This window comes from Mesorhizobium sp. LEGMi-168a, assembly GCF_058312955.1.
Genome location: NZ_JBZEGV010000023.1, coordinates 1 through 24,205, shown reverse-complemented (window position 1 = coordinate 24,205; position 24,205 = coordinate 1). Strand labels below are relative to the sequence as shown.

The following is a 24,205-nucleotide window of genomic DNA, read 5'->3' as shown; positions in this document are numbered from 1 at the left end:
GCTACGGCCGCCGCCGGAGGCCGCGAAAGGAAAGTGCCATGGTGGAGCGCAAGGCGGATGCAGCAGACAAAACATCGCTGGATGTGCTGGTGGCGGGCGCGGGTTATGTCGGCCTCGCCACGGCCGTGTCGCTGAAGCAGGCACGCCCGAGCCTTGCCGTCGCCATCGTCGATGCGGCTCCGGCCGGCGTCTGGCGGAAGGACGGCCGCGCCTCGGCGATCGCCGCCGCGGCCTGCCGCATGCTGGAACAGTTAGGGGTCTGGGGCGAGATCGCGCCGGAGGCGCAGGCGATCACCGAGATGATCATCACCGATTCGCGCGCCGCCGATCCGGTGCGCCCGGTGTTTCTGACCTTCGACGGCGAGGTGGCGCCCGGCGAACCCTTCGCGCATATGGTGGCCAACCGGGTTCTGAACGGTGCGCTTCGCCGGCGCGCCGAAAAGCTCGGCATCGACATCATCGAAGGCATGGCGGTAAGCGCCTTCGACACCAACGGCGCCGGCATCACCGTGCATCTGGCCGATGGCGCGGCGCTCAAGGCACGGCTGCTGATCGCCGCCGACGGCGTCCATTCGAAGCTGCGCGACATGGCCGGCATCAAGACGGTGAAATGGGAATACGGCCAGTCCGGTATCGTCTGCACCGTCGCGCATGAGCGCCCGCACAATGGCCGAGCCGAGGAACATTTTTTGCCCGCAGGCCCCTTCGCCACCTTGCCGCTGAAGCCCGACAAGGACGGCACCAATCGCTCGTCGATCGTCTGGGTTGAACGATCGGAAGATGCGCAAAAACTGGTCGAGGGCGACGAGTTCGTCTTCGAGCACGAACTGGAGCAGCGTTTTGGGCTCAAGCTCGGCGAGATCCGCGTCGCCGACAAGCCGCGCGCCTGGCCGCTTGGCCTCATCCTTGCCCGCGCTTTCGTCGCGCCGCGCATCGCGCTTGCAGGCGATGCCGCCCACGGCATCCACCCGATCGCCGGCCAGGGCCTCAATCTCGGCTTCAAGGATGTGGCGGCGTTGGCCGAAGTGGTGGTCGAGGCCGACCGGCTCGGCCAAGACATCGGCGCCCTCGACGTGCTTGAGCGCTACCAGCAGTGGCGGCGCTTCGACACGCTGCAGATGGGCGTCACCACGGACGTGCTGAACCGCCTCTTCTCCAACGACATCGGCCCGCTGCGCGCCGTGCGCGACGTCGGGCTTGGCTTGGTCGAGCGCATGCCGAAGCTCAAGGACTTCTTCATCCGCCAGGCGTCGGGACTATCGGGCGACACGCCGCGGCTATTGAAAGGCGAGGCGATCTGAGCGCCTCGCAACTGGCCGAGGCCTACACGACCTCGTCATCCACGGGCGGAGCGGGAGCGAAGCGGACGCGAAGACCCGAGGATCCATTCCGTGACTTTAATCGTAGGGTGCTGCGGAGCAGAATTCTGCACCGCTGCAACGCTTATAGGTAACGGCATGGATTCTATGGTCTGCGCCGCGTCGCTTCGCTCCTTGCTTCGCCATAGAATGACGACGCAAGAGGCGTTTCGGCCAATCACGAAGGCAGGCGGTCCGGCCGCCGCTGCTTCAGCTTAATTCACCTCAAACCCCAGCTTCTGCCGCAACCTCAGCATCCGCTGGTCGGCGATCCGCAGGCGTTGTTCGCCGCCCTGCGCGACGCGGTTCAGCATCCGTAGCAGATCCTCCCGCTCATGCGGGTCGAGGCGCTCGCGCAGGAACGGCGCCAGCTTGTCGATGACGATCGTCGTATCGTCGACCTGCGAGGCGGCCCATTTGGCGTAGACGACGGCCTCGTCGGTCTTCTTCGGGTTTTCCGCGATCTGCGAGATCACCTCGCGGAGGGCAGCCTCGCGCTGCGGCAGGATCGGGCCCTGTTCCGAAACGATGGCGGTGATCAGCGTCGCCGCCGCCACCACCGGATCGTCGATCGCCGTCAAGGGCGACAGCGCCGCCTGCTTGCGCAGTTTCTTGCGGCGGATATTGCCCTGCACCCGCCCGACCACGTCGGCCACCTCGCGCGCGGCCTCGTTCATGGCTTTCATCCGGTACCACCAGATGGCCGCCGCGCCGAGCAGGCCAAGTACAGCGATCAGGAAAGGCATGCCGAATCCCCCGAAATCCCGGCAACGATAGGAGAAGAGCAGCATTGCTTCAACACGCGACAGTTGCGGCAGCTAAGAAACCCCTAATGCATGTCGCCCAAAAGTGCTCAGCGGTTTTGGGAGAACGACATGCATCAGAACAAAGACTCCGCAGCCGCAATATACCGGCCTCATGACCCCGGTATGTCGTAGATCGCCCTGACCTCGACGGTGCCGAGCTCGGCCAGCGGAATGCCGTCGGCGATCGCCAGCGCCTCCTCGAGATTCGCCACATCGACCATGACGAAGCCAAGCAATTGCTCCTTGGTCTCGGCGAAGGGGCCGTCGGTGACCAGCCGCTTGCCCTTGCGCCGCCGCAGCGATTTCGACGCCTTCACCGGTTGCAGCGCCTGCGCGATGATCAGCTTGCCTTGGCTGTCGAGTAACCTGTCATAGGCGAGCGAATCGGCATCGAGCTTGGCCGACCTCTCCGGTGTGAGCGCAAAGAGGTCTTTTTCCTCGCCATAGACCAGCAGCACATATTTCATTTTTCGTTCCCTTCCTGTGGTGAAGCATATGAAGCGACGGCGACGCTGTCAGCCTTGCTTCTGACGGCCGCCGCGTGGTCGAGCAGGCATGCCGCAATGCCGATGACGACCACGGCTGCCACCATTCGGCCGAAGCCGGATGCTGGCGGGTCCAGCCAGAAGTCTTCCGATCGTCGGACCCGTTGGCCCGGGTTTTTCCAAAACGCGAAAAACAGATTGTCCATCCTGCACCTCCATCGGCCGTGAATCCGTGGCCGCCCGCAGGACGACTGGGCCGATAGGAAGTCGACATTTTTGCACGCGCATTTTTTTCAGGACTTTTTTTGCCCCTGCGCCGGCAAGGCCTGCGAGCGCCTGTCGAGATCGAGGTCAGGCCGGCCTCACCTGAATCTCGACACGCCTTAGGATGGCCTTCCGGCGCGCCCGCGCTATAGTTCAGGAGAACGCCGGCGCCCGCCGGCGCAGACCCCGACAAAAGCCAGGAGGACTTCATGGACCGCACCGCAAACGCCGTCTGGAAAGGCAATCTCAAAGAAGGCAAGGGCACGCTGGATACCCAGAGCGGCACCTTGAAGGCCACGCCCTATTCCTTCAAGGCGCGCTTCGAGGACGAGAGCGGCAAATCCGGCACCAATCCGGAAGAACTGATCGCCGCGGCGCATGCCGGCTGCTACGCCATGCAGCTCTCGCATTTCCTGGCCGAGAACGGCACGCCGGCGGCCGAGCTCGACGCCAAGGCGGTGGTGACGCTGGTGCCCGGCACCGGCATCACCGGCAGCGCCATCACCCTGGTTGGCAAGGTGCCGGGCATCGACGCGGCGAAGTTCAAGGAATTGGCCGAGAAGGCCAAGGCCGAATGCCCGGTCTCGAAAGCGCTTGGCGCCATCAAGGTCTCGCTCGACGCGAAGTTGGGATAACTGCCTAATCTATTGGACAGCAGCGATCCTTCGCGCCCCCCTCTGCCCTACCGGGCATCTCCCCCACTTGGGGGGAGATCAGATGTCGCGCCGGCTTTCGCCAATCGTCGACGTTGAGAGAAGACGCCGGCGCCGGAACTGCCAATCTCCCCCCAAGTGGGGGAGATGTCCGGCAGGACAGAGGGGGGCGCTGTCCCGCCAACCTTTCCAACTAGCAAGCTTAACCGCCCAGCGCCTCGATCTTCGCCCGCAGCGCCGCAACCTCTTCTTCCAGCGCCTTCACACGCGCCTCCAGATCGGCATCCAATGACGCCGCCGCCTGCCAAGGCGCCGCGACCGCCGCTGTCTCGACCGGCCCGCTCAACAAATGCACATAGCGCTCCTCGCGCTGGCCGGGCGCACGTTCGAGCAACTGGATCAACGGCGGGCGGCGGCCGATCAGCAGGTCGAGATTGTCGCGCAGCTCCTCAATCGAGGCAAAGCGCGCCATGCGTTCCGACCGCGCAAGCAGCTCATGCGCGGTCTGCGCGCCGCGCAGGAGCAGCAGGCCGACGATGGCGATTTGCGGCGTGGTCAGCGAGAAGCGCTGCGCCATCAGATGCTCGTAGCGCTCGACGCGCGAGGCAAATGCCTGCCGCACCAGGCCCTTCTGCTCGAGCTGGCTCAACGCCCGCCTGACTTCGGTGAGCTCCAGCGCCATCACCGGCTCGCGCGCCGTCTTCTGGTTGGCGGCGGCGTGCGCGCCGTTGAGCGTCAGCGGATAGACGTCCGGCGTCAGCTCTTTCTTCTCGATCAGAGAGCCGAGAACACGGGCTTCGGCGGGAGAGAGGACGGGGAGATCGGTCATTGGATTTGGCTGTCGGTTGTGTTCGCTTCTTCGGGGTAGCGATTTTGGCAGACATCGGAGCGCCGGGACAGAGTAGAACCACGCCAACCTCGGCGGGACAACGCCCCCCTCTGTCCTGCCGGACATCTCCCCCACTTGGGGGGAGATCAGCAGCTTTGCCGACAGCGCTCAATCTTCGACGTCGGCGATTGGCGAAAGCCATCGCGACAGCCAATCTCCCCCCAAGTGGGGGAGATGGCCGGCAGGCCAGAGGGGGGCGCGAAGGATCGCTGCGCTCGCGGTTATCGCGAGCGAACAGCCTTTGCCTAAACCCTTCTCTCCACCATCATCTTCTTGATCTCCGCGATCGCCTTGGCCGGGTTCAAGCCCTTGGGGCAGGTCTGCGCGCAGTTCATGATGGTGTGGCAGCGATAGAGCCGGAACGGATCTTCGAGATTGTCGAGCCGCTCGCCGGTCGCTTCGTCGCGGCTATCGATCAGCCAGCGATAGGCCTGCAGCAGCGTCGCCGGGCCGAGATAGCGCTCGCCGTTCCACCAGTAGCTCGGGCATGAGGTCGAGCAACAGGCGCACAGGATGCATTCGTAGAGCCCGTCGAGCTTCTCGCGGTCCTCATGGCTCTGCAGCCATTCCTTGGCGGGCTCCGGCGAGACCGTCTTCAGCCACGGCTCGATCGAGGCGTGCTGGGCGTAGAAATTGGTAAGGTCGGGCACGAGATCCTTGATCACCGGCATGTGCGGCAGCGGGTAGATCTTCACCGCGCCGGAGATGTCGTCGGTGCCCTTGGTGCAGGCGAGCGTGTTGGAGCCGTCGATGTTCATCGCGCAGGAGCCGCAAATGCCTTCGCGACAGGAACGGCGCAGCGTCAGCGTCGGGTCGATCTTGTTCTTGATCCAGAGCAACGCGTCGAGCACCATCGGCCCGCAATCGTCCATGTCGACGAAATAGGTGTCCATGCGCGGGTTCTCGCCATCGTCCGGCGACCAGCGGTAGATGCGGTATTCACGCAGGTTGGTGGCGCTCTCCGGCTTCGGCCAGGTCTTGCCCTGCTGGACTTTCGAATTCTTGGGAAGCGTGAGTTCGACCATTACCTGCGGTCCTTTCGGATGACGAGCTTCAGCCCGGACCAGATTTCGTTCACGGCGGCGACCTTGACGTCGACGAGGTCGCGCTTGAGCGCTTGCGTGCGGATGACGTCCTCGGTGACATCTGTCGCCACTTTCGATGCCTTTTTCGGCCAGGAAACCCAGACCATGCCGTCACGCTTGATCGCCGTCTCGATGCCGGCAAGGCCGTCTTCGATCTCGGCGCGCTGGCGGGTGAAGGCATGCACGGTATCGTATTTTTGATTGCCCGAGATCGCCGACCAGTCTGGCAGCCGATCGACCCTGGCAAACGTCACGGCTTCGGTCAGATCGTCGAGCTCCGGCGGTAGCGCGATGAAGGCGGCGACCATGCCGTCCTTCAGCCCGAGCTTGGCCTGAAGGGGCGTGCCGGAATATCCCGCGGCCGCCAGCGCCATGGTCAGTAGACCCTCGCCTTCGGCGCGATCTTGGCCGGGTTGATGCCGCCGTCTTTTTCCGCCAGCAGCGTCTCGGTGTGCACCGGCCGGTATCTGAGCGTCACCTTGCCGTCTTCGCCGACATGGGCAAGCGTATGCTTGCGCCAGTTGGCATCGTCACGCGCCGTGAAGTCCTCCCGCGCATGCGCCCCGCGGCTCTCCTTGCGCGCTTCGGCGCCGTAGACCGTGGTGATGGCGTTGGCCATCAGGTTTTCCAGCTCCAGCGTCTCGACCAGATCCGAGTTCCAGATCATCGAGCGGTCGAACACCTTGATGTCCTTGAGCTCACCCCAGATCTGCGAAACGCGCTTGCAGCCATTCTCGAGCGATTCCTGCGTGCGGAACACCGCGGCATCCTCCTGCATCGCCTTCTGCATCTTCTCGCGCAACACTGCCGTCGGCGTCGAGCCGCTGGCGTGGCGCAGCCGGTCGAACCGGTCCATGATCTTGTCGACCGAAGCCTGGTTGGGCGACGGGACCGGCGAAGTGCGATCGATCACCTGACCGGCCCTGATCGCCGCGGCGCGGCCGAAGACGACCAGATCGATCAGCGAATTCGAGCCCAGCCGGTTGGCGCCGTGCACCGAAGCGCAGGCGGCCTCGCCAACCGCCATCAGACCGGGTGAAACCTTGTCCGGGCTTCTCGACGTCGGGTTGAGCACCTCGCCCCAGTAGTTGGTCGGCACGCCGCCCATATTGTAGTGCACCGTCGGCAGCACCGGGATCGGCTCCTTGGTCAGGTCGACGCCGGCGAAGATCTTTGCCGACTCCGAAATCCCGGGCAGCCTTTCATGCAGAACGGCCGGATCGAGATGGTCGAGATGCAGGAAGATGTGGTCCTTCTTCGGCCCGACGCCGCGGCCCTCGCGAATCTCCATCGTCATGCAGCGCGAGACCACGTCGCGCGAGGCAAGGTCCTTGGCCGACGGCGCGTAGCGCTCCATGAAGCGCTCGCCTTCGGAATTGACAAGATAGCCGCCCTCGCCGCGCGCGCCTTCGGTGATCAGGCAGCCGGCGCCATAGATGCCGGTCGGATGGAACTGCACGAATTCCATGTCCTGAAGCGGCAGTCCGGCACGCGCGGCCATGCCGCCGCCGTCGCCGGTGCAGGTATGCGCCGAGGTGGCCGAGAAATAGGCGCGGCCATAGCCGCCGGTCGCCAGCACCACCATCTTGGCCGAAAAACGATGGATGGTGCCGTCGTCGAGGTTCCAGGCGACGACGCCGGTGCAGGTGCCGTCCGGCTCCATGATCAGGTCGAGCGCGAAATACTCGATGAAGAACTGCGCGTTGTTCTTCAGCGACTGGCCGTAGAGCGTGTGCAGCATGGCATGGCCGGTGCGGTCCGCGGCCGCGCATGTGCGCTGCACCGGCGGGCCCTCGCCGAAATTCATCATCATGCCGCCGAACGGCCGCTGATAGATCTTGCCCTCTTCGGTGCGCGAGAACGGCACGCCGTAATGCTCGAGCTCGTAGACCGCGGCAGGCGCCTCGCGCACCATGTATTCCTGTGCGTCGATGTCGCCCAGCCAGTCCGAGCCCTTGACGGTATCGAAGAGATGCCACTGCCAGTTGTCGGGGCCCATATTGGCGAGCGAGGCGGCGATGCCGCCCTGCGCCGCGACCGTGTGCGAGCGGGTCGGGAACACCTTGGTGATGCAGGCGGTGCGTAAGCCTTGCTCGGCCATGCCGAGCGTGGCGCGCAGCCCGGCGCCGCCGGCGCCAACGATCACCACATCGAACTTGTGATCGACAAAGGTGTAGGCGGAAGCCGTGTTGGCGTTTGATGCGTCCTTGGCCAAGACTTCAGCCTCCGAATGCCAGTTTGAGCAGGGCGAAGAGCGAGACGACGCCGACTGCTATCGAAAAGAATGTGTTGAGGGCGATCAGCGCCAGCTTCATGGCCTCGCCATGCACGTAGTCCTCGATGATCACCTGCATGCCGAGCCGCATGTGGTAGAGGCCGGAAATGAGCACCAGCGACAGCACCAGCGCCACGAACGGATTGGCAAGCGAAGCCCGCACGTCGGCATAGCCGTGGCCGTTGACCGCGATCAGGAAACCGACGAAGAACAGGATCAGCGGGATGTTGGCGATCGCCGTCAGCCGCTGGCGCCAGAAATGCTGCGTGCCCTCGCGGGCCGAGCCCAAGCCGCGCACCTTGGCCAGCGGCGTGCGCATGTCGGTGTTTCTTGCGCTCATCACAAAGCTCCCCGCGCCATATAGCCGGCAATCCAGATCAGCAGCGTGAGCAGAACCGAGCCGGCAAGCGTCGCCCAGGCAATCTTCGAGGCGGTGTGCTTTTCAAGCCCCACGCCGGTATCCCAGACAAGGTGGCGCAGCCCGCCCAGCATGTGGTGCATCAGCGCCCAGGTGTAGCCGAGCAGGACCAGCCGGCCAAGCCAGGAACCGAAGGCCCAGTTGACCCAGTCGAAGGTAGCCTGCGAGCTTGCTGCAGCGATCAGCCAGGCCGCCACCAGCAGCGTTCCGAAATAGAGCGCGCCGCCGGTGATGCGATGGATGATCGACATCGTCATCGTGATCGGCGGCCGGTAGATCGTCAGATGCGGCGAAAGCGGCCGTTCACGTCTGGCAACTGCGCGGGTGGCTGGTGATTTGCTCATGGCTCCCCCAGGTCGGCGTTCCGGAGCCGCGAAGGACACGGCAATTGCCGCCTCCCGATATGGCTTCGGATAGGCGGTTTCTAATGCGCTTTTTGCACCGCGTCAAAGCCGGAAAATCGTTTTGGAAACGTCATTTGGTCTGACAAAAAGGGGGAATTCCGCTTCAATCGATTAGCGGGCGATGCGAAGCCGGCGCAACGTCGCTGCAGTGCGGCATGAAGATTGACCTCGCTACCTTCTGCAGGTCTGCGGCGTCGATCCTCTCTTCATCACCAGCGCCTCGCGTCCGTCGATCACGATTGCGTCATGCGTCGCCGCTTCCTGGTAGCGGCTGCTCTGATTCGCCGGCGAAGCCGCAAACTCTTCGGACGCGCCATCTGGCCCGAGCACACGCAACGACGAGCCGAGATTCTGGATGGTGATCATACCGCCATTGCCGCATCTATAAGTGGCCGTACCCACGGTGGATCGTGGCGCGGTCAGGTCGGTGATGATCTTGGTTGCGGGCGGCGGAGGCGTTGCTGGCGTTTTCGTTGGTGCCGATATCGAGGGCGCCGCGGGTGCAGCGGGCTGCTGGCCGGGAGCAGGCGACACCACGGGCGATGCCGTGCTCGCCGCCTTGGGCGCGCCGTTCTGCGGCACGCAGGCCGCGGCCGCAAGAAGCAGCGGAATAACAAGCGACACCCGAACCGTGCGGCCAATCGCCATGTGCGGCCCCTTTCGTGCGCGGCACGCTAGCCACGCGGCGCGCCAAGATCAAGTTCACCCTGAGTCAGCCGGGCTGGGCTGGGTGACGCGGCCCGTCGATCCGATCCGCCGAAAATTAACCATGTCCATTAAGATCCGGCAGTGGAAGCCGTCCACCCCTTAACAAAGGTTAAGAAAGGGTTAATTTCTGATTCGACCGGCGTTTTGCAGCGCGATCCTACCGGTCGCCGTTCAAGGGAGAGCGACATGCGTTCGAATTCAGTGCGGGCAAGCTTCGCGGCCGTCACGCTGGCGGCACTCGCCACCGCGATTGCCGCGCCGGCCGAGGCCGGCTTGCGCCATCACGACCGCGTTTATGCCGATTCCTTCGGCAATCTCGTCATCGACAGCGCCGCCGGCTACAAGCGCATCATAGTCGGCGAGGGCAGGCACGCCAAGGAGCTCTCGAACTTCACCAGCGCCGGCCAGCCCGACGTCATCTACGACTCCGACGATGCCGGCGCTCCGGGCTGCTACCAGCCGCCGGTCTTCGTGAAAGGCCGCTCCTATATGTACGGGCTTTCCGACGGCGAGATGCCCAACCTCAGCCCCTGCCGCTGAGCGCCTTGGGCTGTCGAATCGCGATCCCGGGCGATACGCGCACGCAGTCGCGGCCGGCATTCTTGGCCGCGTAGAGCGCTCCGTCGGCACGGTGCATGAGATCTGAAAACCCCTCGTCCGCCGCGAGCTCGGCGACGCCGAAGCTTGCGCTGCAGCGGTGATCGGCAGGCAGGCTGTCGATCGGCAGCGCGCCGAAGGCGCTGCGCGCACCTTCGGCGAACAGCCGCGCGGCGGCGAGATTGGTGCCGGGCAGGATGATGGCGAATTCCTCGCCGCCGATGCGGCCGACGACATGGTGCTTGGCCGCCGCCTCGCGCAGGAGGCCTGCGAAAGTCTCGATGACGCGATCGCCGCAGGCATGGCCGTAGCTGTCGTTGATGCCCTTGAAGTGGTCGAGGTCGGCGATGACCAGCGCCACCGGAGCGCCATGGCGCGCGGCATCCCGCAGCGCGAGCTCGGCATGGCGTTCGAAACCGCCGCGGTTGAGCAATCGCGACAGCGTGTCCGTCTCCGATTTCGACGTCGCCTCGGCCAACACGTCGCGCACCAATATGGCGAGCGCGAGCAGCGCCAGCGCCAGGCCGAACACGGTGCCAAGCGACTGCGACACCAGCGCATAGCCCGTCTGCACATAGGATTGCGGATTGGCGCCCCAGCCGCCGAGCGCGCCGGCGATGAAAGGTTTTGACGCGAACTGCGCAGCGCTTGCCGCGAGCACGACCATCAATATGTGATCGAGCCGCCCGAGCCTCTGCCTGGAGGAGAGCACGATACCGAGAGCGGTGAGCTGCATGGCGGCATAGGGAAGCTGATAGGCCATCATGCGGGTGAGCGAGTGGCGCGGCAGGTCCTGCACCAGATAGACGGCGACCGAGGCGACGCCCAGGAAGAACAGCATCGGCGCCCAGGGCGGCGTCAGGCCATATTTGTGGGCAAGTCCGCCGTTGAAGACAATGGTCGCGCCGAGGAAGACGGCGAAGGCTGCGACAACCGGCAGCCGGGCATCGGCAAAGGCGGGGATGCTGAACTCGATGGCGAAGTAGCCCATGCCGAGCCCATAGCTGAACGCCAGCCAGCGCGCCGACACGCGCCCAACGTCATAGAGGGCGATCGTCATGAAGGCCGCCGCCAGAAGCCCGGCGACGAACAGATTGATCACCAGGATGAAATCAGCGCTGCCCATGTCCCTCGAAGTCCCCTGGGACAGAAACCATCGACGGGCGAAAAAGGCGTTAACGCGCGCGTAAAGCTGCGGGATTCCAGCCGACGCCGACCGCTTCGGGCATGAAGGTGGTTTCAGGCCGCTCGTAGGAGAGACGGACGCTGTCGCGGCCGTTCTTCTTGGCCTTGTAGAGCGCCTCGTCGGCGCGCCGCATCAGCGGCGCCAACCCTTCATTGCCGGTGCGGGCGGCGACGCCGAAGCTCGCCGTCACCCTGACACCGGAAGGAAGCCCGTCGACCGGGCCGGCCGAATAGTAGCTGCGGATCGCTTCGGCAAACAGGCGCGCCGAGGCGAGGTCGCTGAGCGGCAGGAGCACGGCGAACTCCTCGCCGCCGACGCGGCCGGCGGCGCCCCTCGTGCCGGTGGCAAAGCGCAGCTTGGCGGCGAAATCGGCGATCGCCCGGTCGCCCGCCTCATGTCCGTGCCGGTCGTTGAGCGCCTTGAAGTGATCGAGGTCGGCAAGCACAAGCGCGACGGGGGATCCTGTCTTGGCGCATCGATCGAGCAGCAGCGCCGCCCCCTCCTCGAAGCCACGGCGGTTGAGAAGCCCCGACAGCGGGTCGGTATGCGTCTCGGCCTTCAATGCCTTCATCACATCGAGCGCCGCCGCGGTGAACAGGCAGAGCGCGATCAGGAGCGACAAGAGCGCATGCGAGAGCAGCGCCGTCGTCCAGTAGGACGAGCCGTAGAAGCCGTCATAGCTCGGGAAGGGTCCATGCGCGACGATGACGATCAGGGTGCGGGCGGTGAAGTTCAGCGCCGAAAGCAGCGACAGCACGAACAGGATCTTCTCAGTCGGCCCATTGTTGCGCACTGTCTTGAGCTCGGCGGCGACGAGCAGGCTCAAGGCGCCGAAGCCGAAATTCATGCCGAGCACGCGCCAGGTGAGATCCGGCTGGACGAACATGAACCATGCGAAGGCGGCAAGCCCGCCGCCGGTCATGATGCCGATGCCGATATAGGGCACGCGCCGGCCGTAGCGTGCGACGATCGCGCCGGAAAGGCAGCAGGCGGCGATCGTGAAGCATATGTTGGAGATCAGCTTGGTCAGCACGATGCCGACCGGAAGCGTGAAATATTGCAGCAGGAAACCCGGCGCCGACAGGCAGTAGCTCGCCGCCAGCACCGCAAGGTACGGGCGGTGGCGCTGATAAAACCACAGCACGAGGAACGCGGCGCCGAGCGCCAGCGCTATCGTCGGATTGAGCAGCGCTATGAGCAGACCGGTGTCCAACGGGCCGTGACTTCCCCAACTTTACCCAAGGGGAGATGCTAGTGCGGAAGCGCAAACAAGCGGTTAAGCGCAAGCTGACGCAGGCGGAATCTTGCTTCGGCCGGCCATGAAAAACCCGGACCGCGCCGCGGTCCGGGTTGGCTTGGTCGATGTGGCGACCGCCGCTTATTTCCAGTCGCGGATGTCGACGAAGTGGCCGGCGATCGCGGCGGCCGCCGCCATGGCCGGCGACACCAGATGGGTGCGGCCCTTGAAACCCTGCCGGCCCTCGAAATTGCGGTTCGAGGTCGAGGCGCAGCGCTCATGCGGCTTCAGCCGGTCGTCATTCATGGCCAGGCACATCGAGCAGCCCGGCTCGCGCCAGTCGAAGCCGGCGGCGACGAAGATCTTGTCAAGACCCTCGGCCTCGGCCTGCTCCTTCACCAGGCCGGAGCCCGGCACGATCATGGCGTTGACGCGCGGATTGACTTTTCTGCCCTCGACCACCTTGGCGGCGGCGCGCAGGTCCTCGATGCGGCCGTTGGTGCAGGAGCCGATGAAGACGCGGTCGAGCGCGATGTCGGTGATCTTGGTGCCCGGCGTCAGCCCCATGTAGTCGAGCGCGCGCAGCTTCGACGAACGCTTGTTCTCGTCGGCGATATCGGTCGGATCGGGCACGAAACCCTGCACCGAGACGACGTCCTCGGGCGAGGAACCCCAGGAGACGATCGGCGGCAGTTTTTGCGCGTCGAGCACGACCACCTTGTCGAAATGCGCGCCTTCGTCGGAATGCAGCGTCTTCCAATAGGCGAGTGCGGCGTCCCAGGCGGCGCCCTTCGGCGCCCGCGGCTTGTCCTTCACATAGGCGAAGGTGGTCTCGTCCGGCGCGATCAGGCCGGCACGCGCGCCGCCCTCGATCGACATGTTGCAGATGGTCATGCGGCCTTCCATCGACAGCGAGCGGATCGCCTCGCCCGCATATTCGATGACATAGCCGGTGCCGCCGGCGGTGCCGATCTCACCGATGATGGCGAGGATGATGTCCTTGGCGGTGACGCCTTCCGGAAGCTGGCCGTCGACGCGCACCAGCATGTTCTTGGCCTTGCGCTGGATCAGCGTCTGGGTGGCAAGCACATGCTCGACCTCCGACGTGCCGATGCCGTGCGCCAGGGCACCGAAGGCGCCGTGCGTCGAGGTGTGGCTGTCGCCGCAGACGATGGTCATGCCCGGCAGCGTAAAACCCTGCTCCGGCCCGATGATGTGGACGATGCCCTGGCGGACGTCGTTCTCGGAATAATACTCGATGCCGAAGTCCTTGGCGTTCTTGGCCAGCGCCTCGACCTGGATGCGGCTTTCCTCGTTCTTGATGCCGAACTTGCGCTCGGGCGAGGTCGGCACGTTGTGGTCGACCACGGCCAGCGTCTTCTCGGGATGGCGAACCTGGCGGCCGCTCATGCGCAGGCCTTCGAAGGCCTGCGGGCTGGTGACCTCATGCACGAGGTGGCGGTCGATGTAGAGCAGGCAGGTGCCTTCGTCCTGGCGGTCGACGACGTGGTCGTCGAAGATCTTGTCGTAGAGGGTGCGCGGTGCGCTCATGTGCGTAAATCCGTCGATTTTTGAAAAATGGAAAAAGCTGACGCCGGGCTTAAACCGGCAAAGCGACCTTCAGTCGGCCAGGCTAAGTCGGCTGGTGGGCGCGCCGCACACGCGCGCGGCAAACCGCGACGGCAGGCGCTTCCTGTCCTGCAGCACGAAACCCTTGTAGGCCGGATCGCCGAAAAGCTCTTCCATGGCGGGGTAGATAGCAATGTTTGCAGATTTCGGCAATTGGCGCGTGCTTGGCAGGACTTGGGTTCCTCGCCCTCACCTGCCACACCTTCAACGGGAGGAAAGGCACCAAGGTCGGCGAACTCGCGCCCTTTCCTCTCCCCCGTCGATCGGGGGAGAGGGGTCGCGCGAAGCTCGTCGGAGTGGGGGGCGACCAGGCGCGGGCAATGTTATTCAAGCCCGGCAATCCCTCGGCTTGGTCGGGGCTCTGTGGCGAGTTGTCAGCGGCGGCGCACTTGGGGAACGCCTTCCCCCACTCCGTCGCCGCTTCGCAGCGCCACCTCTCCCCCCTCCGGAGGGAGAGGAAGGGAGCCAAGGTCAGCGAACTCACCGCCCTAAATCACCTCGAAAACAAAAGTCTTTACCAGCGCTTCCGGGTCGCCGATCGCGTAGCAGCGGAACCACGGGCTCTGCTGGACCGGCCGCCATTTCCTCGCCTTCTCCAATTCGTCGAACACAGCCTGAAATCCGCCGCTCTCGAAAACCTGGTCGCGCACGGTGAAGATGGCGTGGCCGCCGGCCTTCGTGATGCGCACCAGCTCGTGCAGGCCGGAAGCCGGCGCGTGGCCGATGGTGAAGACGCCGGTTGAGAAGAAGGCGCGGAAATGCCGGTCCGGCCAGGGCAGCGGGCCGCCGAGCATCGCCTTTTTCAGCTCGCCATAGGCCGGCCTGCCATTGGCCTGGCGGCTGCCGGCGAGCTTCAGCATGTCGTCGGAGAGGTCGAGGCCGGCGATGTCGCCATAGCCCAGCGCCTTGAGCGACGGCCCCGACAGGCCGGTGCCGCAGCCGGCATCGAGCAGCGGGCCTTCGCCGACCGGCACATGGCGCGCCACCCAGGCGGTGATCAGGAACGGCAAGAGGTAACCCAGCGAGGCGGTCTCGCTGTCGTAGCTCGCCGCCCATTCGGCATAGGCCTTGGCGAGCGCCTCCGGCGTCTCGGCCGTATAGACGGAGTCCAGCGCCGCATTGGCTTTGTCGAAATTCATGGTCGGCTCCTCCATGGACACGCATCGAACAGCCGGGATCGTAACGCGGACTCCCTCTGCCGGCTATTCCACATGCTGGCGGCGCAGCCGCCGTTCGAGCGCCCGCAGCGCCAGCGACAGGCCGACGGTCAGGATGAGATAGACATAGGCGACGATCGAATAGGTCTCGAAGAAGCGGAAGGAGCCGGCGGCATAGACTTTGCCGATCTGGGTGATGTCGGCGACGCCCAGCACCGAAACCAGCGAGGAATCCTTGACCATGGCGACGAAGTCGTTGCCGAGCGGCGGCAGGATGGTGCGGATCGCCTGCGGGAAGACGATCAGGCGGAAGCGCTGCACGCGCGTCAGGCCGAGCGCCTTGGCGGCTTCGATCTGGCCCTTCTCGACCGACTGGATACCGGCCCGGAACACTTCCGAAATGAAGGCCGAGTAGCCGATGGTGAGCGCCATGATGGCGCGCCACAGAAGCGAGACGTCGCGCACCAGCAATTCGCCGATAAAGCCGGCGCTCTGCAGCGGCGCCGTCAGCGCGTTCCACGCCGCGACGAAGGTCGGCGCCCCGGCAAAAGCAATCCAGAACAACAGCACCAGGATCGGCACGCCGCGGATGATCTCGACATAGAAGCGGGCGACCTGCCGCAACCATTGCGACCCCGATAGCGCCATCAGCGCGATGCCGAGCCCCAGCGCCGAGGCCAGCGCGAAAGCGACCACGGTGACGAAAATGGTGATGCCGATGCCTTTGGCGACGGTGGCGAAGACCTGGGCGTAGAGGTCGCTCGCCGCGATGGCGAGGGCGGCGGCCAATGCCAGGACTAGGGCGGCGGCCAGCCACCAGGGGAATTCGGATTTGGCGGTGGAAGTTGCGGTGGCCATCAGGCGTTGCCGCTGGAATGAAAGTCGCGAAAGGACAGTGCCAAGGCACCCCCCTCTGGCCTGCCGGCCATCTCCCCCTCAAGGGGGGAGATTGGCAGTTTTGGCGTCACCGCCCATCTTACAGCGTCGGAGATTGGCGAAAGCCGACGCGACGTCCGATCTCCCCCCTTGAGGGGGAGATGCCCGGCAGGGCAGAGGGGGGTGCCTTGGCGCAATGTCAGCGCGAGTTCGTGCACATGCACCGCTTCCGACAACAGGGCTTACTGCCCCATCTTGTAGTCAAGGAACCACTTCTTGTTCAGCGCATCGAGCGTGCCGTCGGCCTTGAGCGCGGCGATCGCGGCGTTGACGGGCTTCACCAGATCGGAGCCCTTGGGGAAGATGAAGCCGAAATCCTCGGTGCCGAGCGGGCCGCCGATCAGCTTGAGCTTGCCTTCGGAGGCGTCGACATAGCCCTTGCCGGCGGTGCCGTCGGTGAGCACCACGTCGACGTCGCCGGACTTCAGCGCCTGCACGGTGGCGCCGAAGGTTTCGAACAGCTTGATGCGCGGATTCTGCTCATTGCCGTCCAGCACGCTGTAGACGGCGGTGTAGAAGGGCGTCGTGCCAGGCTGGGCGCCGATCAGCCCGTCTTTGAAGGCGCCGAAGGTCTTGGCATCGGTGAAGCGGCTTTCGTCGCCGCGCACCAGCATGAACTGCTCCGAGCGCATATAGGGATCGGAGAAGTCGACCTTCTGCTTGCGGTCGTCCTTGATGGTGATGCCGGTCATGCCGATGTTGTACTGGTTGTCGGAAACCGCCTGGATCATCGCGTCCCAGGACGTGTTCTGGTACTCGACCTTGAAGTTGAGCCGCTTGGCGATCTCGTCCATCGCGTCATACTCCCAGCCGATCTGCTTGCCGGTTTTCTTGTCGATGAACTGCAGCGGCGGGTAGGCGTTCTCCGTCACCACGACGACCTTTTTGCCGCCGAGATCGGGCAGCGTGTCGGCGAGCGCCGCGACGGGCGCGAGAAGACAGGCCAGCATGGCGGCCAGCAGCAGTTTCGACTTGGTCATGACAACTCCCCAGAACCTGAAACGCCCGCTATGCGGGCACGCATGAAAATCCGGCGCCGACTTTAGCTTTCCGCAAGCGCCTTGCAAGCCGATCCGCTGCATGGACAAGCGTCAAAGCGGATTCCCATGCTCTGATCGGCACGGTTTCCGAACGCAGGCGGTGAAGCGATTATTCCGCAGGCTCCGCAACGGCATCGCGCAGGCCGGCGACCAGCCGCGTGAGCGTGCCGTGCAGGGCTTTCAGCTCGGCCCGTTCCAGCGGCATGCTGCAGTCGAGAGCCGCCGTCACATCCTTCATGTTCGTGCGCAGCGCCTGGCCTTTTGCCGTCGGCTCCACCAGCACCCGGCGCTCGTCGGCGGCATCGCGGCGGCGGGTGACGAGGCCGCCCGCTTCCATCCGCTTGATCAGCGGCGTCAGCGTCGCCGAATCCAGCCCCAGCGCCTCGCCGAGCTCGCCGATGGTCATGGGTGAGCGCTGCCAAAGCGCCAGCATCGCCAGATATTGCGGATAGGTGAGGCCGAGCGGGTCGAGCAGCGGCCGATAAAGCCTGGTCATCAGCCCGCTGGCGGAATAGAGCGCGAAGCAGAGCTGCTGGTCGAGACGCGGAACGGCGATAGTCCCGGCATTATCAGCCGGGACGTCGCTTCTTCGAATTTCGGTTTCAGTCGTCATGCTGCCTTTGCCGCGAGCGCCACCGTGGAAAGCGCAACATCGATATTGCCCCGGATGGCGTTGGAATAGGGGCAGATCTGGTGCGCCTCGGATACAAGCGCTTCCGCCGCCGCCTGATCAAGGCCTTTCGTCTCGGCCGCCAGCGCCACGCCGAGCCTGAAGCCGCCCTGGTCGTTGGGATAGAGGCTGACGGTGGCCGTTACCGCCGCGTCCTCGAGCGGCAGCTTCTTTTTGCGCGCCACGAAGCGGATCGCGCTTTCGAAGCAGGCGGCATAGCCGGCGGCGAAAAGCTGCTCGGGATTGGTCGCGCCGCCCTGCCCGCCGAGCTCCTTCGGCATCGCCAGATCGACCTTCAGCAGACCGTCGCTGGTCTCGGCATGGCCCGCGCGGCCACCAACGACGCGAGCCTGAGTGGTGTAGAGTGCTGACATTTTCGTCTCCATTTGCTTTGTGCACGATTATTTAGTGTACAAGATAAATGGCTGTCAATCGCCCCGGGGCGGTTTTCTCGCACGAAGCCGTCACAGCTTAGTGAAAATGAAAAAGGCGGCCGAAGCCGCCTTTCCAAAACAGTCTGTCGAAAAGCCTTATTCGGCCGACGCGGCCTCGGCGGAGGCAGCCTCGGCGGCCTTCTTCTCGGCGGCGTCCTGCGCGGCCTTCTCGACGGCCAGCGCCTCGGCGGCGGCGACCTTCTCGGCCTCGATGCGGGCGCGTTCGGCGTTCAGCGCATCACGCTCCTCGTCGTTCAGCTTGCGGGCGCGCACGCCGGTGTTTTCCGAAATACGGGCCGACTTGCCGCGACGGTCGCGCAGGTAATAGAGCTTGGCGCGACGCACCTTGCCGCGGCGCACGATCTCGACGCCCTCGACCATCGGCGAATAGACCGGGAAAACGCGCTCGACGCCTTCGCCGTAGGAAATCTTGCGGACGGTGAAATTCTCCTGGAAGCCGGAGCCGGAGCGGGCGATGACGACGCCCTCATAGGCCTGGACGCGGGTGCGGCTGCCTTCGGTGACGCGCACCTGGACGCGCACGGTGTCGCCGGGCTGGAATTCGGGCAGCTTGCGCTTGGCTTCGATCTTGGCGGCCTGCTCGGCCTCGAGCTGACGGATGAGGTCCATCTCAAATATCCACTTCTTGTTCTTCCGACAGCCAGAGCGTCCTCGTCTCGCCTTGCAGTTCCAATGACCGCTCGGCTATGTCCTTCGCTAGAAGCATCGGACAGGGACGGCTACACCGCCATTGTTGACGGGCCCGAAAGACTGTTCTTCCGGTTCGGGCGGCCACATACAGCTATTTCGGCGCTTTGTCACGCCTTTGAGGCGTATTTTTTGCGCCGATGGCACCATCTTATTGCCCCCCTGCCGGGTTGCGCGAGTCTCGCAAGCTTTCTAAGCCGGGAAAAGTGTGTTTCCTGGGCCTCCCCTCAATGACGTTATTCGATGCCGTCCTGCTCTTCCTTGCGGGTTTTGCTTCGGGCGCCGCCAACGCGGTCGCCGGCGGCGGTACCTTCCTCACCTTCGGCGCCATGACGCTGGTCGGCCTGCCGCCGATCATGGCCAACGCCACCTCATCGGTGACGCAACTGCCGGGCTACATCACCTCGACGCTCGCCTACTGGACCGACATCCGGCATTTCTGGCGCGGCGCCCTGCTGCTTTGCCTGATATCGGCCGGGGGCGCGCTGGCGGGCTCGCTCATCCTGCTCGCGCTCACCAATCCGTCCTTCCGTGCCCTCGTTCCCTGGTTGCTCATCGCCGCCACCGCCTTGTTCGCGGCCGGGCCATGGCTGAAGCCGACGGCCGGACCGGAGCATCAAGCCTCGGTCGGCTCGCTGGCGGGATCGCTGGTGCAGTTCGCGACCTCGGTCTATGGCGGCTTCTTCGGCGCCGGCATGGGCGTCATGATGCTGGCGACCCTCGGCCTGACGCAGGCCGGCGACTACCACCGGCTGAACGCGCTGAAGAACATGCTGTCCATCGTGATCGCGGTCGTCGCCATTCTGGTCTTCGTTTCGGGAGGCGTCATCGCCTGGCCGCAGGCGGTCGTCATGATCCCAGGCGTGGCGCTGGGCGGCTATGCCGGGGTGTGGATCGCCAAGCGCGTGCCGCAGGGTGCCGTGCGCGGCTTCGTCGTTGCCGTAGGTCTGCTCCTGGCCTTCTACTATTTCGCCAAGGGGTGACCTGCCGCCCATAGATCCGGCCGCCGCTCCCGGGTCAGCTTCTCAGCCTCGGCGCGCCGCCATTCCGCGATCTTCTTGTGATTGCCGGAAATCAGCACCTCGGGGATTTGCCTGCCCTCGAACTCCTGCGGCCGCGTGTAATGCGGGTGCTCGAGCAGGCCGTGCTCGAAACTTTCGTCCTCGCCCGACACTGCATTGCCCATGACGCCGGGCAGCAGCCGCACCACGGCGTCGAGCAGCACGAGCGCGGCCGGCTCGCCGCCTGACAGGATGAAGTCGCCGATCGAGACTTCCTCCAGGCCGCGCGCCTCGATCAGCCGTTGGTCGACGCCTTCGAAGCGGCCGCAAAGGATGATGGCGCCCGGCCCGGTGGCGAGTTCCCGCACACGGGCCTGGGTCAGAGGTTTTCCACGCGGACTCATCAGCAGTTTTGGGCGCGCATCGCCCGGCGGCGAGGCATGGTCGATGCCTTTGGCCAACACATCCGCGCGCATCACCATGCCGGCGCCGCCACCGGCCGGCGTGTCGTCGACTGTGCGATGCCTGTCGGTGGCGAAGTCGCGGATCTGGATCGCTTCCAGCGACCAGGTGCCGGCCTCCAACGCCCGTCCTGCGAGCGACAGGCCGAGCGCGCCGGGGAACATCTCGGGATAGAGCGTCAGCACCGAGGCGGCAAAGCTCACCGGTTGCCCCCGGCGTCCTTCGGTCCGCGCGGCCGGCCTTTCGGGTCGAAGCCGGAACGGCCGGGCGCCTCGCTGTCCTCGTCGTCGAGCAAGCCCGCCGCCAGCGGATCGATTTCGACAAAACCGTCGGCGATCGACACATGCGGCACCGCGGCCTGGGTGAACGGGATCAGCACGCCCTGGCGGCCGGCAAGCGTGACATCGAGTATGTCGCCGCCGCCGAAATTGTGCACGGCGACAATCCTGCCGATGACGCCGGTATCGTCCCTGACCTCCAGGCCGATCAGGTCGGCATGGTAGAACTCGTCCTCCTCGCCGTCGTCCGGCAGCATTGAACGGTCGACGAACAGCTCGGTGCCGGCAAGCGCCTCGGCGGCGTTGCGGTCGGCGACGCCCTTGAAGCGCACGACGACCACCGTGCCGGCCGGCCTGATGTCGAGGATCTGGAAGGCGCGGCCATCCTTGGCGTAGAGCGGCCCGTAATCGGCCAGCGCCAGCGGATCGCCGGTGAAGGTTTTTACCCGCAATTCGCCCTTGATGCCGTGCGCGGCGCCGATCACGGCCATCTGGACGGGGTTCTGGGGCTTGGTCATCGGTGTAAATCCTTTGACTTGCTCTAGCCCTCTGCCGTCGTCATTTCAATGATCGCCTCTTCACCGCTTCCTAACCTCGCTGCCGGAAGATGCCTGTCATGCAGGAATTCCTCATCCCGGCAAAGACCGACCTTCAGGCAGCGCGCGAGACATGGCTGAAGATGCTGGCACGCGAGCGCCGGCTGTCGCCGGAGACGGTCGAAGCCTACGAGCGCGACACGCGCCAGTTCCTGCATTTTTTAACCGGGCATTGCGGCGGCCCGCCCGGCATCGCCGAGATCGCCGACCTGCGGCCGGCCGACCTGCGCGGCTTCCTCGCCGCGCGCCGTAATAGCGGCGCCGGTGCTCGCACGCTCGGCCGCGGCCTTGCCGGCATCCGCTCGCTGCTGCGCTTTCTCGAGCGGCGCGGCCTCGCCAACGCTGCGGGTGCTGCGGCGTTGCGCGCGCCGCGCCAGCCGAAATCGCTGCCCAAGCCGCTGACGGCGAGCGATGCCAAACAGGTCGTGGCTGTGGAAGGCCAGCTCGCGGAAGAGCCCTGGATCGCCGCCCGCAACGCCGCCGTGCTGACGCTGCTTTATGGTTCCGGACTGCGCATTTCAGAGGCGCTTGGCCTCGCCGGCGCCGATCTCGCCACGGAAGCCGACACCGTGCTGCGCGTCACCGGCAAGGGCGGCAAGACGCGACTGGTGCCGGTGCTCCCCGTCGCGCTGCGCGCGGTTGCGGAATACCGCCGGCTTTGCCCCTTCCATATCGACCCGAAGGGCCTGTTGTTCCGCGGCGCCCGCGGCGGACCGCTCAACCCGGCGATCGTCCAGCGCGAGATGGCGAAGCTGCGCTCGGCGCTGAACCTGCCCGAGACCGCGACGCCGCATGCCTTGCGCCATTCCTTCGCCACGCATCTGCTTGGCCGCGGCGGCGACCTGCGCACCATCCAGGAACTGCTCGGCCATGCCAGCCTGTCGACCACCCAGATCTATACAGGCGTCGACACGGCGAGGTTGCTCGACATCTACGAACGGGCGCATCCAAGGGCGTGATCCGCCGACTTCGTCATCCACGGGCGGAGCGGGAGCGAAGCGGGGGCGAAGACCCGTGGATGACGAAGCGATGGGCGTTTCGGCCAATCGTCAAAGCATTCCCTCCGACAACCCAAGCGGATTGCAAAACTCACCGCACCGGAAACAATTTCATTCTTCCGGTTAACCGTTTTGCCGCTTTTCGGCGCTAAGACGCTTCTCCATGAAACGCGTCATCGCCATCGCCGACCGCGCGGCTCTCGTCTCGTTGAAGCTGCTCGCAGCGCTCAACGTGCTGTTTTTCCTGTCGTTCCTCGTCGTCCTGCTGCTGGTCGGCAGGGCGCATGCCGAAGCGGCCGCCTGCGCCGGCAGCGATCTGCTGGCAAGCCTCGCAAAGAGCGATCCGGCCGCCTTCAAGAAGGTCGAGACCGAGGCGGCCGCGGTTCCGAACGGCAAGGGCCTGCTGTGGAAGCTGGAAAAACCCGGCGAAAAGCCGTCCTTCCTGTTTGGCACCATGCACATCACCGACCAGCGCGTCACCACGCTGCCGCCCGCGGCGCAAAAGGCCTATGACGGCGCCGATACCGTCATCATCGAAACGACCGACGCCCTCGACAAGGCCAAGATGATGGCCGCCATGGCCGCCGAGCCCGGCCTGATGATGTTCACCGACAACACGACGCTGTCCTCGCTGCTGTCGCCCGAGGACGTGGCGGTGCTGAACAAAGGGCTCGACGCACGCGGCATTCCGCCCCTGACGGTCGCCAAGATGAAGCCGTGGATCCTGTCGGCCATGGTGGCGCTGCCGGCCTGCGAGGTGGCGCGCCAGACCGCCGGCGCGCCGGTGCTGGACGTCAAGCTCGCCTCCGATGCCAAAGCGTCCGGAAAGGACGTCGAGGGATTGGAAACCGCCGTCGACCAATTGCGCGCCATGGCCTCGCTGCCGCTTGCCTACCACATGAAAGGGCTGGTCGAGACGCTGAAGCTCGGTGACAGGGTGAACGACGTCAACGAAACCATGATCGTGCTCTACCAGCGCGGCGATGTCGGCATGTTCTGGCCGCTGTTTCGCGCCGTGCTGCCCGACGCCGCGAACGACCAGGCCGGCTATGCCGCCTTCGAGCAGACCATGATCACCAGCCGCAACAAGGTGATGGTGGAACATGCCGGGCCGATTCTGGCCAAGGGCAATGCTTTCATGGCCGTCGGTGCGCTGCATCTTCCCGGTCCTGACGGACTGGTCGAAGATTTCCGCAAGGCGGGGTATACTGTTACCGCCGTCAACTGAGTCGTCTGGCGGCTGGGGAGCGGAAAACGGCGGTTTTTCAGCGCTTTCCGCCCGCCCGCGTGAAACCGAATGCGGGATCGCGCGTTGATGGCTGTTGATTGAAGCCTTTCATTCCAAGGAGGACACGTTTCATGGCGAACCCTAACGACCCCTTCACCCCTTCGAGCAAGCCTCCCTCGTCGGGTGGCGGCGGCAGCGGGTGGCTGATCGCCCTTGTTGTCATTATCCTGGCCATTGTTGCGTATTATGTTTTTGGCAGAACCGGCGGCGAAAAGGCCCCGGCGCCAGCCGAGCCGCCGGCAGCTACGACACCGGCTCCGGCACCTGAGCCAGCGCCTGCAACGCCTGCTCCGGCCCCCGAGCCGGCACCGGCAACTCCGGCTCCTGCGCCGGCACCCGCCCCGGCGCCAGCACCGGCTCCTGCCCCGGCTCAGTAATAGGCTGCAGCTTAACGACGAACGGCCCGCTGAAAGGCGGGTCGTTTTGTTTGGAGCGCGTCCATTCGCTTTACGAATAAGGGCGTGCGGATATTTCAGCGCAGGCGCCGCCCCTCATCTGCCTGCCGGCATCTTCTCCCGTAAACGGCAGGGCCAATCGCATATGGCGGCGCCAGTCCCCCACTCCGGCCGCTGCGAGGCCCCCTCTCCCCCATGTTCATGGGGGAGAGGGCCCCAAGCTTTTCAAGGCCGCGACCCTTCGCGGG

28 protein-coding genes are annotated in these 24,205 nt (G+C 65.1%); 6 read left to right on the top strand and 22 right to left on the bottom strand.

The annotated features are described in order from the left end of the window. The first annotated feature begins 38 nt into the window (after positions 1–38). Complete coding sequence (locus AC4FWB_RS24980; protein WP_491028901.1) at positions 39–1,301, top strand: ubiquinone biosynthesis hydroxylase; 1,263 nt, start codon at positions 39–41, stop codon at positions 1,299–1,301. Positions 1,302–1,573: 272 nt separating this feature from the next. On the opposite strand, the gene AC4FWB_RS24975 is transcribed toward AC4FWB_RS24980, so the two are convergent. The 3 genes from AC4FWB_RS24975 to AC4FWB_RS24965 all read right to left on the bottom strand — a co-directional run bounded on the left by AC4FWB_RS24975 (position 1,574) and on the right by AC4FWB_RS24965 (position 2,855). Continuing rightward, a complete protein-coding gene (locus AC4FWB_RS24975) occupies positions 1,574–2,104 on the bottom strand; it encodes a hypothetical protein (protein ID WP_491028900.1) in 531 nt (176 codons plus the stop codon). 170 nt (positions 2,105–2,274) lie between these two features. Continuing rightward, the gene (locus tag AC4FWB_RS24970) at positions 2,275–2,631 is read right to left on the bottom strand and encodes a YciI family protein (protein ID WP_491028899.1); all 357 of its coding nucleotides are present in this window, start codon (positions 2,629–2,631) and stop codon (positions 2,275–2,277) included. Beyond that, positions 2,628–2,855, bottom strand: coding sequence for a hypothetical protein (locus tag AC4FWB_RS24965; protein ID WP_491028898.1), 228 nt, complete (start codon positions 2,853–2,855; stop codon positions 2,628–2,630). The genes AC4FWB_RS24970 and AC4FWB_RS24965 overlap by 4 nt, the downstream gene beginning before the upstream one ends. 267 nt (positions 2,856–3,122) lie before the next feature. Between AC4FWB_RS24965 and AC4FWB_RS24960 the strand changes: the two genes are divergently transcribed. Next, positions 3,123–3,548 carry an OsmC family protein gene (locus tag AC4FWB_RS24960; protein ID WP_491028897.1) on the top strand — a complete coding sequence of 142 codons (426 nt, stop codon included), beginning with the start codon at positions 3,123–3,125 and terminating at the stop codon, positions 3,546–3,548. Between the two features lie 220 nt (positions 3,549–3,768). Here AC4FWB_RS24960 and AC4FWB_RS24955 read toward each other — a convergent pair whose 3' ends face one another. The 7 genes from AC4FWB_RS24955 to AC4FWB_RS24925 all read right to left on the bottom strand — a co-directional run bounded on the left by AC4FWB_RS24955 (position 3,769) and on the right by AC4FWB_RS24925 (position 9,285). Next, entirely contained in the window at positions 3,769–4,395 is a 627-nt protein-coding gene (locus AC4FWB_RS24955; RefSeq protein WP_491028896.1) for a YceH family protein, read from the bottom strand. A 305-nt stretch (positions 4,396–4,700) separates the two neighbouring features. After that, positions 4,701–5,480 (bottom strand): succinate dehydrogenase iron-sulfur subunit, encoded by a 780-nt coding sequence (locus tag AC4FWB_RS24950; protein ID WP_491028895.1) that lies wholly within the window; start codon positions 5,478–5,480, stop codon positions 4,701–4,703. Beyond that, positions 5,480–5,914 (bottom strand): DUF3052 domain-containing protein, encoded by a 435-nt coding sequence (locus tag AC4FWB_RS24945; protein ID WP_491028894.1) that lies wholly within the window; start codon positions 5,912–5,914, stop codon positions 5,480–5,482. Before AC4FWB_RS24945 ends, AC4FWB_RS24950 begins: the two co-directional genes overlap by 1 nt. Positions 5,915–5,916: 2 nt before the next feature. Next, positions 5,917–7,755, bottom strand: coding sequence for a succinate dehydrogenase flavoprotein subunit (sdhA, locus tag AC4FWB_RS24940; RefSeq protein ID WP_491028893.1), 1,839 nt, complete (start codon positions 7,753–7,755; stop codon positions 5,917–5,919). A gap of 4 nt (positions 7,756–7,759) precedes the next feature. Further along, positions 7,760–8,155: a succinate dehydrogenase, hydrophobic membrane anchor protein gene (sdhD, locus tag AC4FWB_RS24935; protein WP_491028892.1), complete on the bottom strand. Its 396-nt coding sequence runs from the start codon at positions 8,153–8,155 to the stop codon at positions 7,760–7,762. After that, complete coding sequence (gene sdhC / locus AC4FWB_RS24930) at positions 8,155–8,577, bottom strand: succinate dehydrogenase, cytochrome b556 subunit (protein ID WP_491028891.1); 423 nt, start codon at positions 8,575–8,577, stop codon at positions 8,155–8,157. Before sdhC ends, sdhD begins: the two co-directional genes overlap by 1 nt. 231 nt (positions 8,578–8,808) lie before the next feature. Further along, on the bottom strand, positions 8,809–9,285 hold the full coding sequence (locus AC4FWB_RS24925; protein WP_491028890.1) for a hypothetical protein: 477 nt from the start codon (positions 9,283–9,285) through the stop codon (positions 8,809–8,811). A 246-nt stretch (positions 9,286–9,531) separates the two neighbouring features. Between AC4FWB_RS24925 and AC4FWB_RS24920 the strand changes: the two genes are divergently transcribed. Next, complete coding sequence (locus AC4FWB_RS24920) at positions 9,532–9,885, top strand: hypothetical protein (protein ID WP_491028889.1); 354 nt, start codon at positions 9,532–9,534, stop codon at positions 9,883–9,885. Here the strand turns inward: AC4FWB_RS24920 and AC4FWB_RS24915 are convergent. The 10 genes from AC4FWB_RS24915 to rplS all read right to left on the bottom strand — a co-directional run bounded on the left by AC4FWB_RS24915 (position 9,869) and on the right by rplS (position 18,861). Continuing rightward, a complete protein-coding gene (locus tag AC4FWB_RS24915) occupies positions 9,869–11,068 on the bottom strand; it encodes a GGDEF domain-containing protein (protein ID WP_491028888.1) in 1,200 nt (399 codons plus the stop codon). The two genes, AC4FWB_RS24920 and AC4FWB_RS24915, sit on opposite strands and share 17 nt — an antisense overlap. 49 nt (positions 11,069–11,117) lie before the next feature. Beyond that, positions 11,118–12,341 carry a GGDEF domain-containing protein gene (locus AC4FWB_RS24910; protein WP_491028887.1) on the bottom strand — a complete coding sequence of 408 codons (1,224 nt, stop codon included), beginning with the start codon at positions 12,339–12,341 and terminating at the stop codon, positions 11,118–11,120. A gap of 165 nt (positions 12,342–12,506) precedes the next feature. Then, positions 12,507–13,916, bottom strand: coding sequence for a 3-isopropylmalate dehydratase large subunit (leuC, locus tag AC4FWB_RS24905; protein WP_491028886.1), 1,410 nt, complete (start codon positions 13,914–13,916; stop codon positions 12,507–12,509). A 69-nt stretch (positions 13,917–13,985) separates the two neighbouring features. Beyond that, complete coding sequence (locus AC4FWB_RS24900; RefSeq protein ID WP_491028885.1) at positions 13,986–14,111, bottom strand: hypothetical protein; 126 nt, start codon at positions 14,109–14,111, stop codon at positions 13,986–13,988. Positions 14,112–14,482: 371 nt separating this feature from the next. Next, the gene (locus AC4FWB_RS24895) at positions 14,483–15,133 is read right to left on the bottom strand and encodes a class I SAM-dependent DNA methyltransferase (protein ID WP_491028884.1); all 651 of its coding nucleotides are present in this window, start codon (positions 15,131–15,133) and stop codon (positions 14,483–14,485) included. Between the two features lie 63 nt (positions 15,134–15,196). After that, positions 15,197–16,009, bottom strand: coding sequence for an amino acid ABC transporter permease (locus AC4FWB_RS24890; RefSeq protein ID WP_491028883.1), 813 nt, complete (start codon positions 16,007–16,009; stop codon positions 15,197–15,199). 260 nt (positions 16,010–16,269) lie between these two features. After that, on the bottom strand, positions 16,270–17,067 hold the full coding sequence (locus AC4FWB_RS24885; protein WP_491028882.1) for a transporter substrate-binding domain-containing protein: 798 nt from the start codon (positions 17,065–17,067) through the stop codon (positions 16,270–16,272). Positions 17,068–17,236: 169 nt separating this feature from the next. Then, a complete protein-coding gene (locus AC4FWB_RS24880) occupies positions 17,237–17,740 on the bottom strand; it encodes a MarR family winged helix-turn-helix transcriptional regulator (RefSeq protein ID WP_491028881.1) in 504 nt (167 codons plus the stop codon). After that, positions 17,737–18,171 (bottom strand): organic hydroperoxide resistance protein, encoded by a 435-nt coding sequence (locus AC4FWB_RS24875; protein ID WP_491028880.1) that lies wholly within the window; start codon positions 18,169–18,171, stop codon positions 17,737–17,739. Before AC4FWB_RS24875 ends, AC4FWB_RS24880 begins: the two co-directional genes overlap by 4 nt. A gap of 156 nt (positions 18,172–18,327) precedes the next feature. Continuing rightward, a complete protein-coding gene (gene rplS, locus AC4FWB_RS24870) occupies positions 18,328–18,861 on the bottom strand; it encodes a 50S ribosomal protein L19 (RefSeq protein WP_491028879.1) in 534 nt (177 codons plus the stop codon). Between the two features lie 308 nt (positions 18,862–19,169). Between rplS and AC4FWB_RS24865 the strand changes: the two genes are divergently transcribed. Continuing rightward, positions 19,170–19,922 (top strand): sulfite exporter TauE/SafE family protein, encoded by a 753-nt coding sequence (locus tag AC4FWB_RS24865; RefSeq protein WP_491028878.1) that lies wholly within the window; start codon positions 19,170–19,172, stop codon positions 19,920–19,922. On the opposite strand, the gene trmD is transcribed toward AC4FWB_RS24865, so the two are convergent. Together trmD and rimM are read right to left on the bottom strand one after the other, a co-directional pair. Beyond that, positions 19,904–20,605 carry a tRNA (guanosine(37)-N1)-methyltransferase TrmD gene (gene trmD, locus AC4FWB_RS24860; RefSeq protein ID WP_491028877.1) on the bottom strand — a complete coding sequence of 234 codons (702 nt, stop codon included), beginning with the start codon at positions 20,603–20,605 and terminating at the stop codon, positions 19,904–19,906. The two genes, AC4FWB_RS24865 and trmD, sit on opposite strands and share 19 nt — an antisense overlap. Continuing rightward, a complete protein-coding gene (rimM, locus tag AC4FWB_RS24855) occupies positions 20,602–21,198 on the bottom strand; it encodes a ribosome maturation factor RimM (protein ID WP_491028876.1) in 597 nt (198 codons plus the stop codon). The genes trmD and rimM overlap by 4 nt, the downstream gene beginning before the upstream one ends. Positions 21,199–21,287: 89 nt before the next feature. Here rimM and AC4FWB_RS24850 point away from each other — a divergent pair, with 89 nt between their 5' ends. Together AC4FWB_RS24850 and AC4FWB_RS24845 are read left to right on the top strand one after the other, a co-directional pair. Beyond that, positions 21,288–22,235, top strand: coding sequence for a tyrosine recombinase XerC (locus AC4FWB_RS24850; RefSeq protein WP_491028875.1), 948 nt, complete (start codon positions 21,288–21,290; stop codon positions 22,233–22,235). A 202-nt stretch (positions 22,236–22,437) separates the two neighbouring features. Then, a complete protein-coding gene (locus AC4FWB_RS24845; RefSeq protein ID WP_491028874.1) occupies positions 22,438–23,502 on the top strand; it encodes a TraB/GumN family protein in 1,065 nt (354 codons plus the stop codon). Positions 23,503–24,205 lie beyond the last annotated feature (703 nt).

Coding starts and splice junctions, on each gene's coding strand:
- AC4FWB_RS24980 (WP_491028901.1), top strand. CDS start 39: ATGGTGGAGCGCAAGGCGGATGCAGCAGACAAAACATCGCTGGATGTG.
- AC4FWB_RS24965 (WP_491028898.1), bottom strand. CDS start 2,855: ATGGACAATCTGTTTTTCGCGTTTTGGAAAAACCCGGGCCAACGGGTC.
- AC4FWB_RS24925 (WP_491028890.1), bottom strand. CDS start 9,285: ATGGCGATTGGCCGCACGGTTCGGGTGTCGCTTGTTATTCCGCTGCTT.
- AC4FWB_RS24890 (WP_491028883.1), bottom strand. CDS start 16,009: ATGGCCACCGCAACTTCCACCGCCAAATCCGAATTCCCCTGGTGGCTG.
- AC4FWB_RS24915 (WP_491028888.1), bottom strand. CDS start 11,068: ATGGGCAGCGCTGATTTCATCCTGGTGATCAATCTGTTCGTCGCCGGG.
- AC4FWB_RS24955 (WP_491028896.1), bottom strand. CDS start 4,395: ATGACCGATCTCCCCGTCCTCTCTCCCGCCGAAGCCCGTGTTCTCGGC.
- AC4FWB_RS24880 (WP_491028881.1), bottom strand. CDS start 17,740: ATGACGACTGAAACCGAAATTCGAAGAAGCGACGTCCCGGCTGATAAT.
- leuC (WP_491028886.1), bottom strand. CDS start 13,916: ATGAGCGCACCGCGCACCCTCTACGACAAGATCTTCGACGACCACGTC.
- AC4FWB_RS24885 (WP_491028882.1), bottom strand. CDS start 17,067: ATGACCAAGTCGAAACTGCTGCTGGCCGCCATGCTGGCCTGTCTTCTC.
- AC4FWB_RS24895 (WP_491028884.1), bottom strand. CDS start 15,133: ATGAATTTCGACAAAGCCAATGCGGCGCTGGACTCCGTCTATACGGCC.
- rimM (WP_491028876.1), bottom strand. CDS start 21,198: ATGACCAAGCCCCAGAACCCCGTCCAGATGGCCGTGATCGGCGCCGCG.
- AC4FWB_RS24960 (WP_491028897.1), top strand. CDS start 3,123: ATGGACCGCACCGCAAACGCCGTCTGGAAAGGCAATCTCAAAGAAGGC.
- AC4FWB_RS24950 (WP_491028895.1), bottom strand. CDS start 5,480: ATGGTCGAACTCACGCTTCCCAAGAATTCGAAAGTCCAGCAGGGCAAG.
- AC4FWB_RS24970 (WP_491028899.1), bottom strand. CDS start 2,631: ATGAAATATGTGCTGCTGGTCTATGGCGAGGAAAAAGACCTCTTTGCG.
- rplS (WP_491028879.1), bottom strand. CDS start 18,861: ATGGACCTCATCCGTCAGCTCGAGGCCGAGCAGGCCGCCAAGATCGAA.
- sdhC (WP_491028891.1), bottom strand. CDS start 8,577: ATGAGCAAATCACCAGCCACCCGCGCAGTTGCCAGACGTGAACGGCCG.
- sdhD (WP_491028892.1), bottom strand. CDS start 8,155: ATGAGCGCAAGAAACACCGACATGCGCACGCCGCTGGCCAAGGTGCGC.
- AC4FWB_RS24975 (WP_491028900.1), bottom strand. CDS start 2,104: ATGCCTTTCCTGATCGCTGTACTTGGCCTGCTCGGCGCGGCGGCCATC.
- AC4FWB_RS24865 (WP_491028878.1), top strand. CDS start 19,170: ATGACGTTATTCGATGCCGTCCTGCTCTTCCTTGCGGGTTTTGCTTCG.
- AC4FWB_RS24875 (WP_491028880.1), bottom strand. CDS start 18,171: ATGTCAGCACTCTACACCACTCAGGCTCGCGTCGTTGGTGGCCGCGCG.
- AC4FWB_RS24850 (WP_491028875.1), top strand. CDS start 21,288: ATGCCTGTCATGCAGGAATTCCTCATCCCGGCAAAGACCGACCTTCAG.
- AC4FWB_RS24845 (WP_491028874.1), top strand. CDS start 22,438: ATGAAACGCGTCATCGCCATCGCCGACCGCGCGGCTCTCGTCTCGTTG.
- AC4FWB_RS24920 (WP_491028889.1), top strand. CDS start 9,532: ATGCGTTCGAATTCAGTGCGGGCAAGCTTCGCGGCCGTCACGCTGGCG.
- AC4FWB_RS24900 (WP_491028885.1), bottom strand. CDS start 14,111: ATGGAAGAGCTTTTCGGCGATCCGGCCTACAAGGGTTTCGTGCTGCAG.
- AC4FWB_RS24945 (WP_491028894.1), bottom strand. CDS start 5,914: ATGGCGCTGGCGGCCGCGGGATATTCCGGCACGCCCCTTCAGGCCAAG.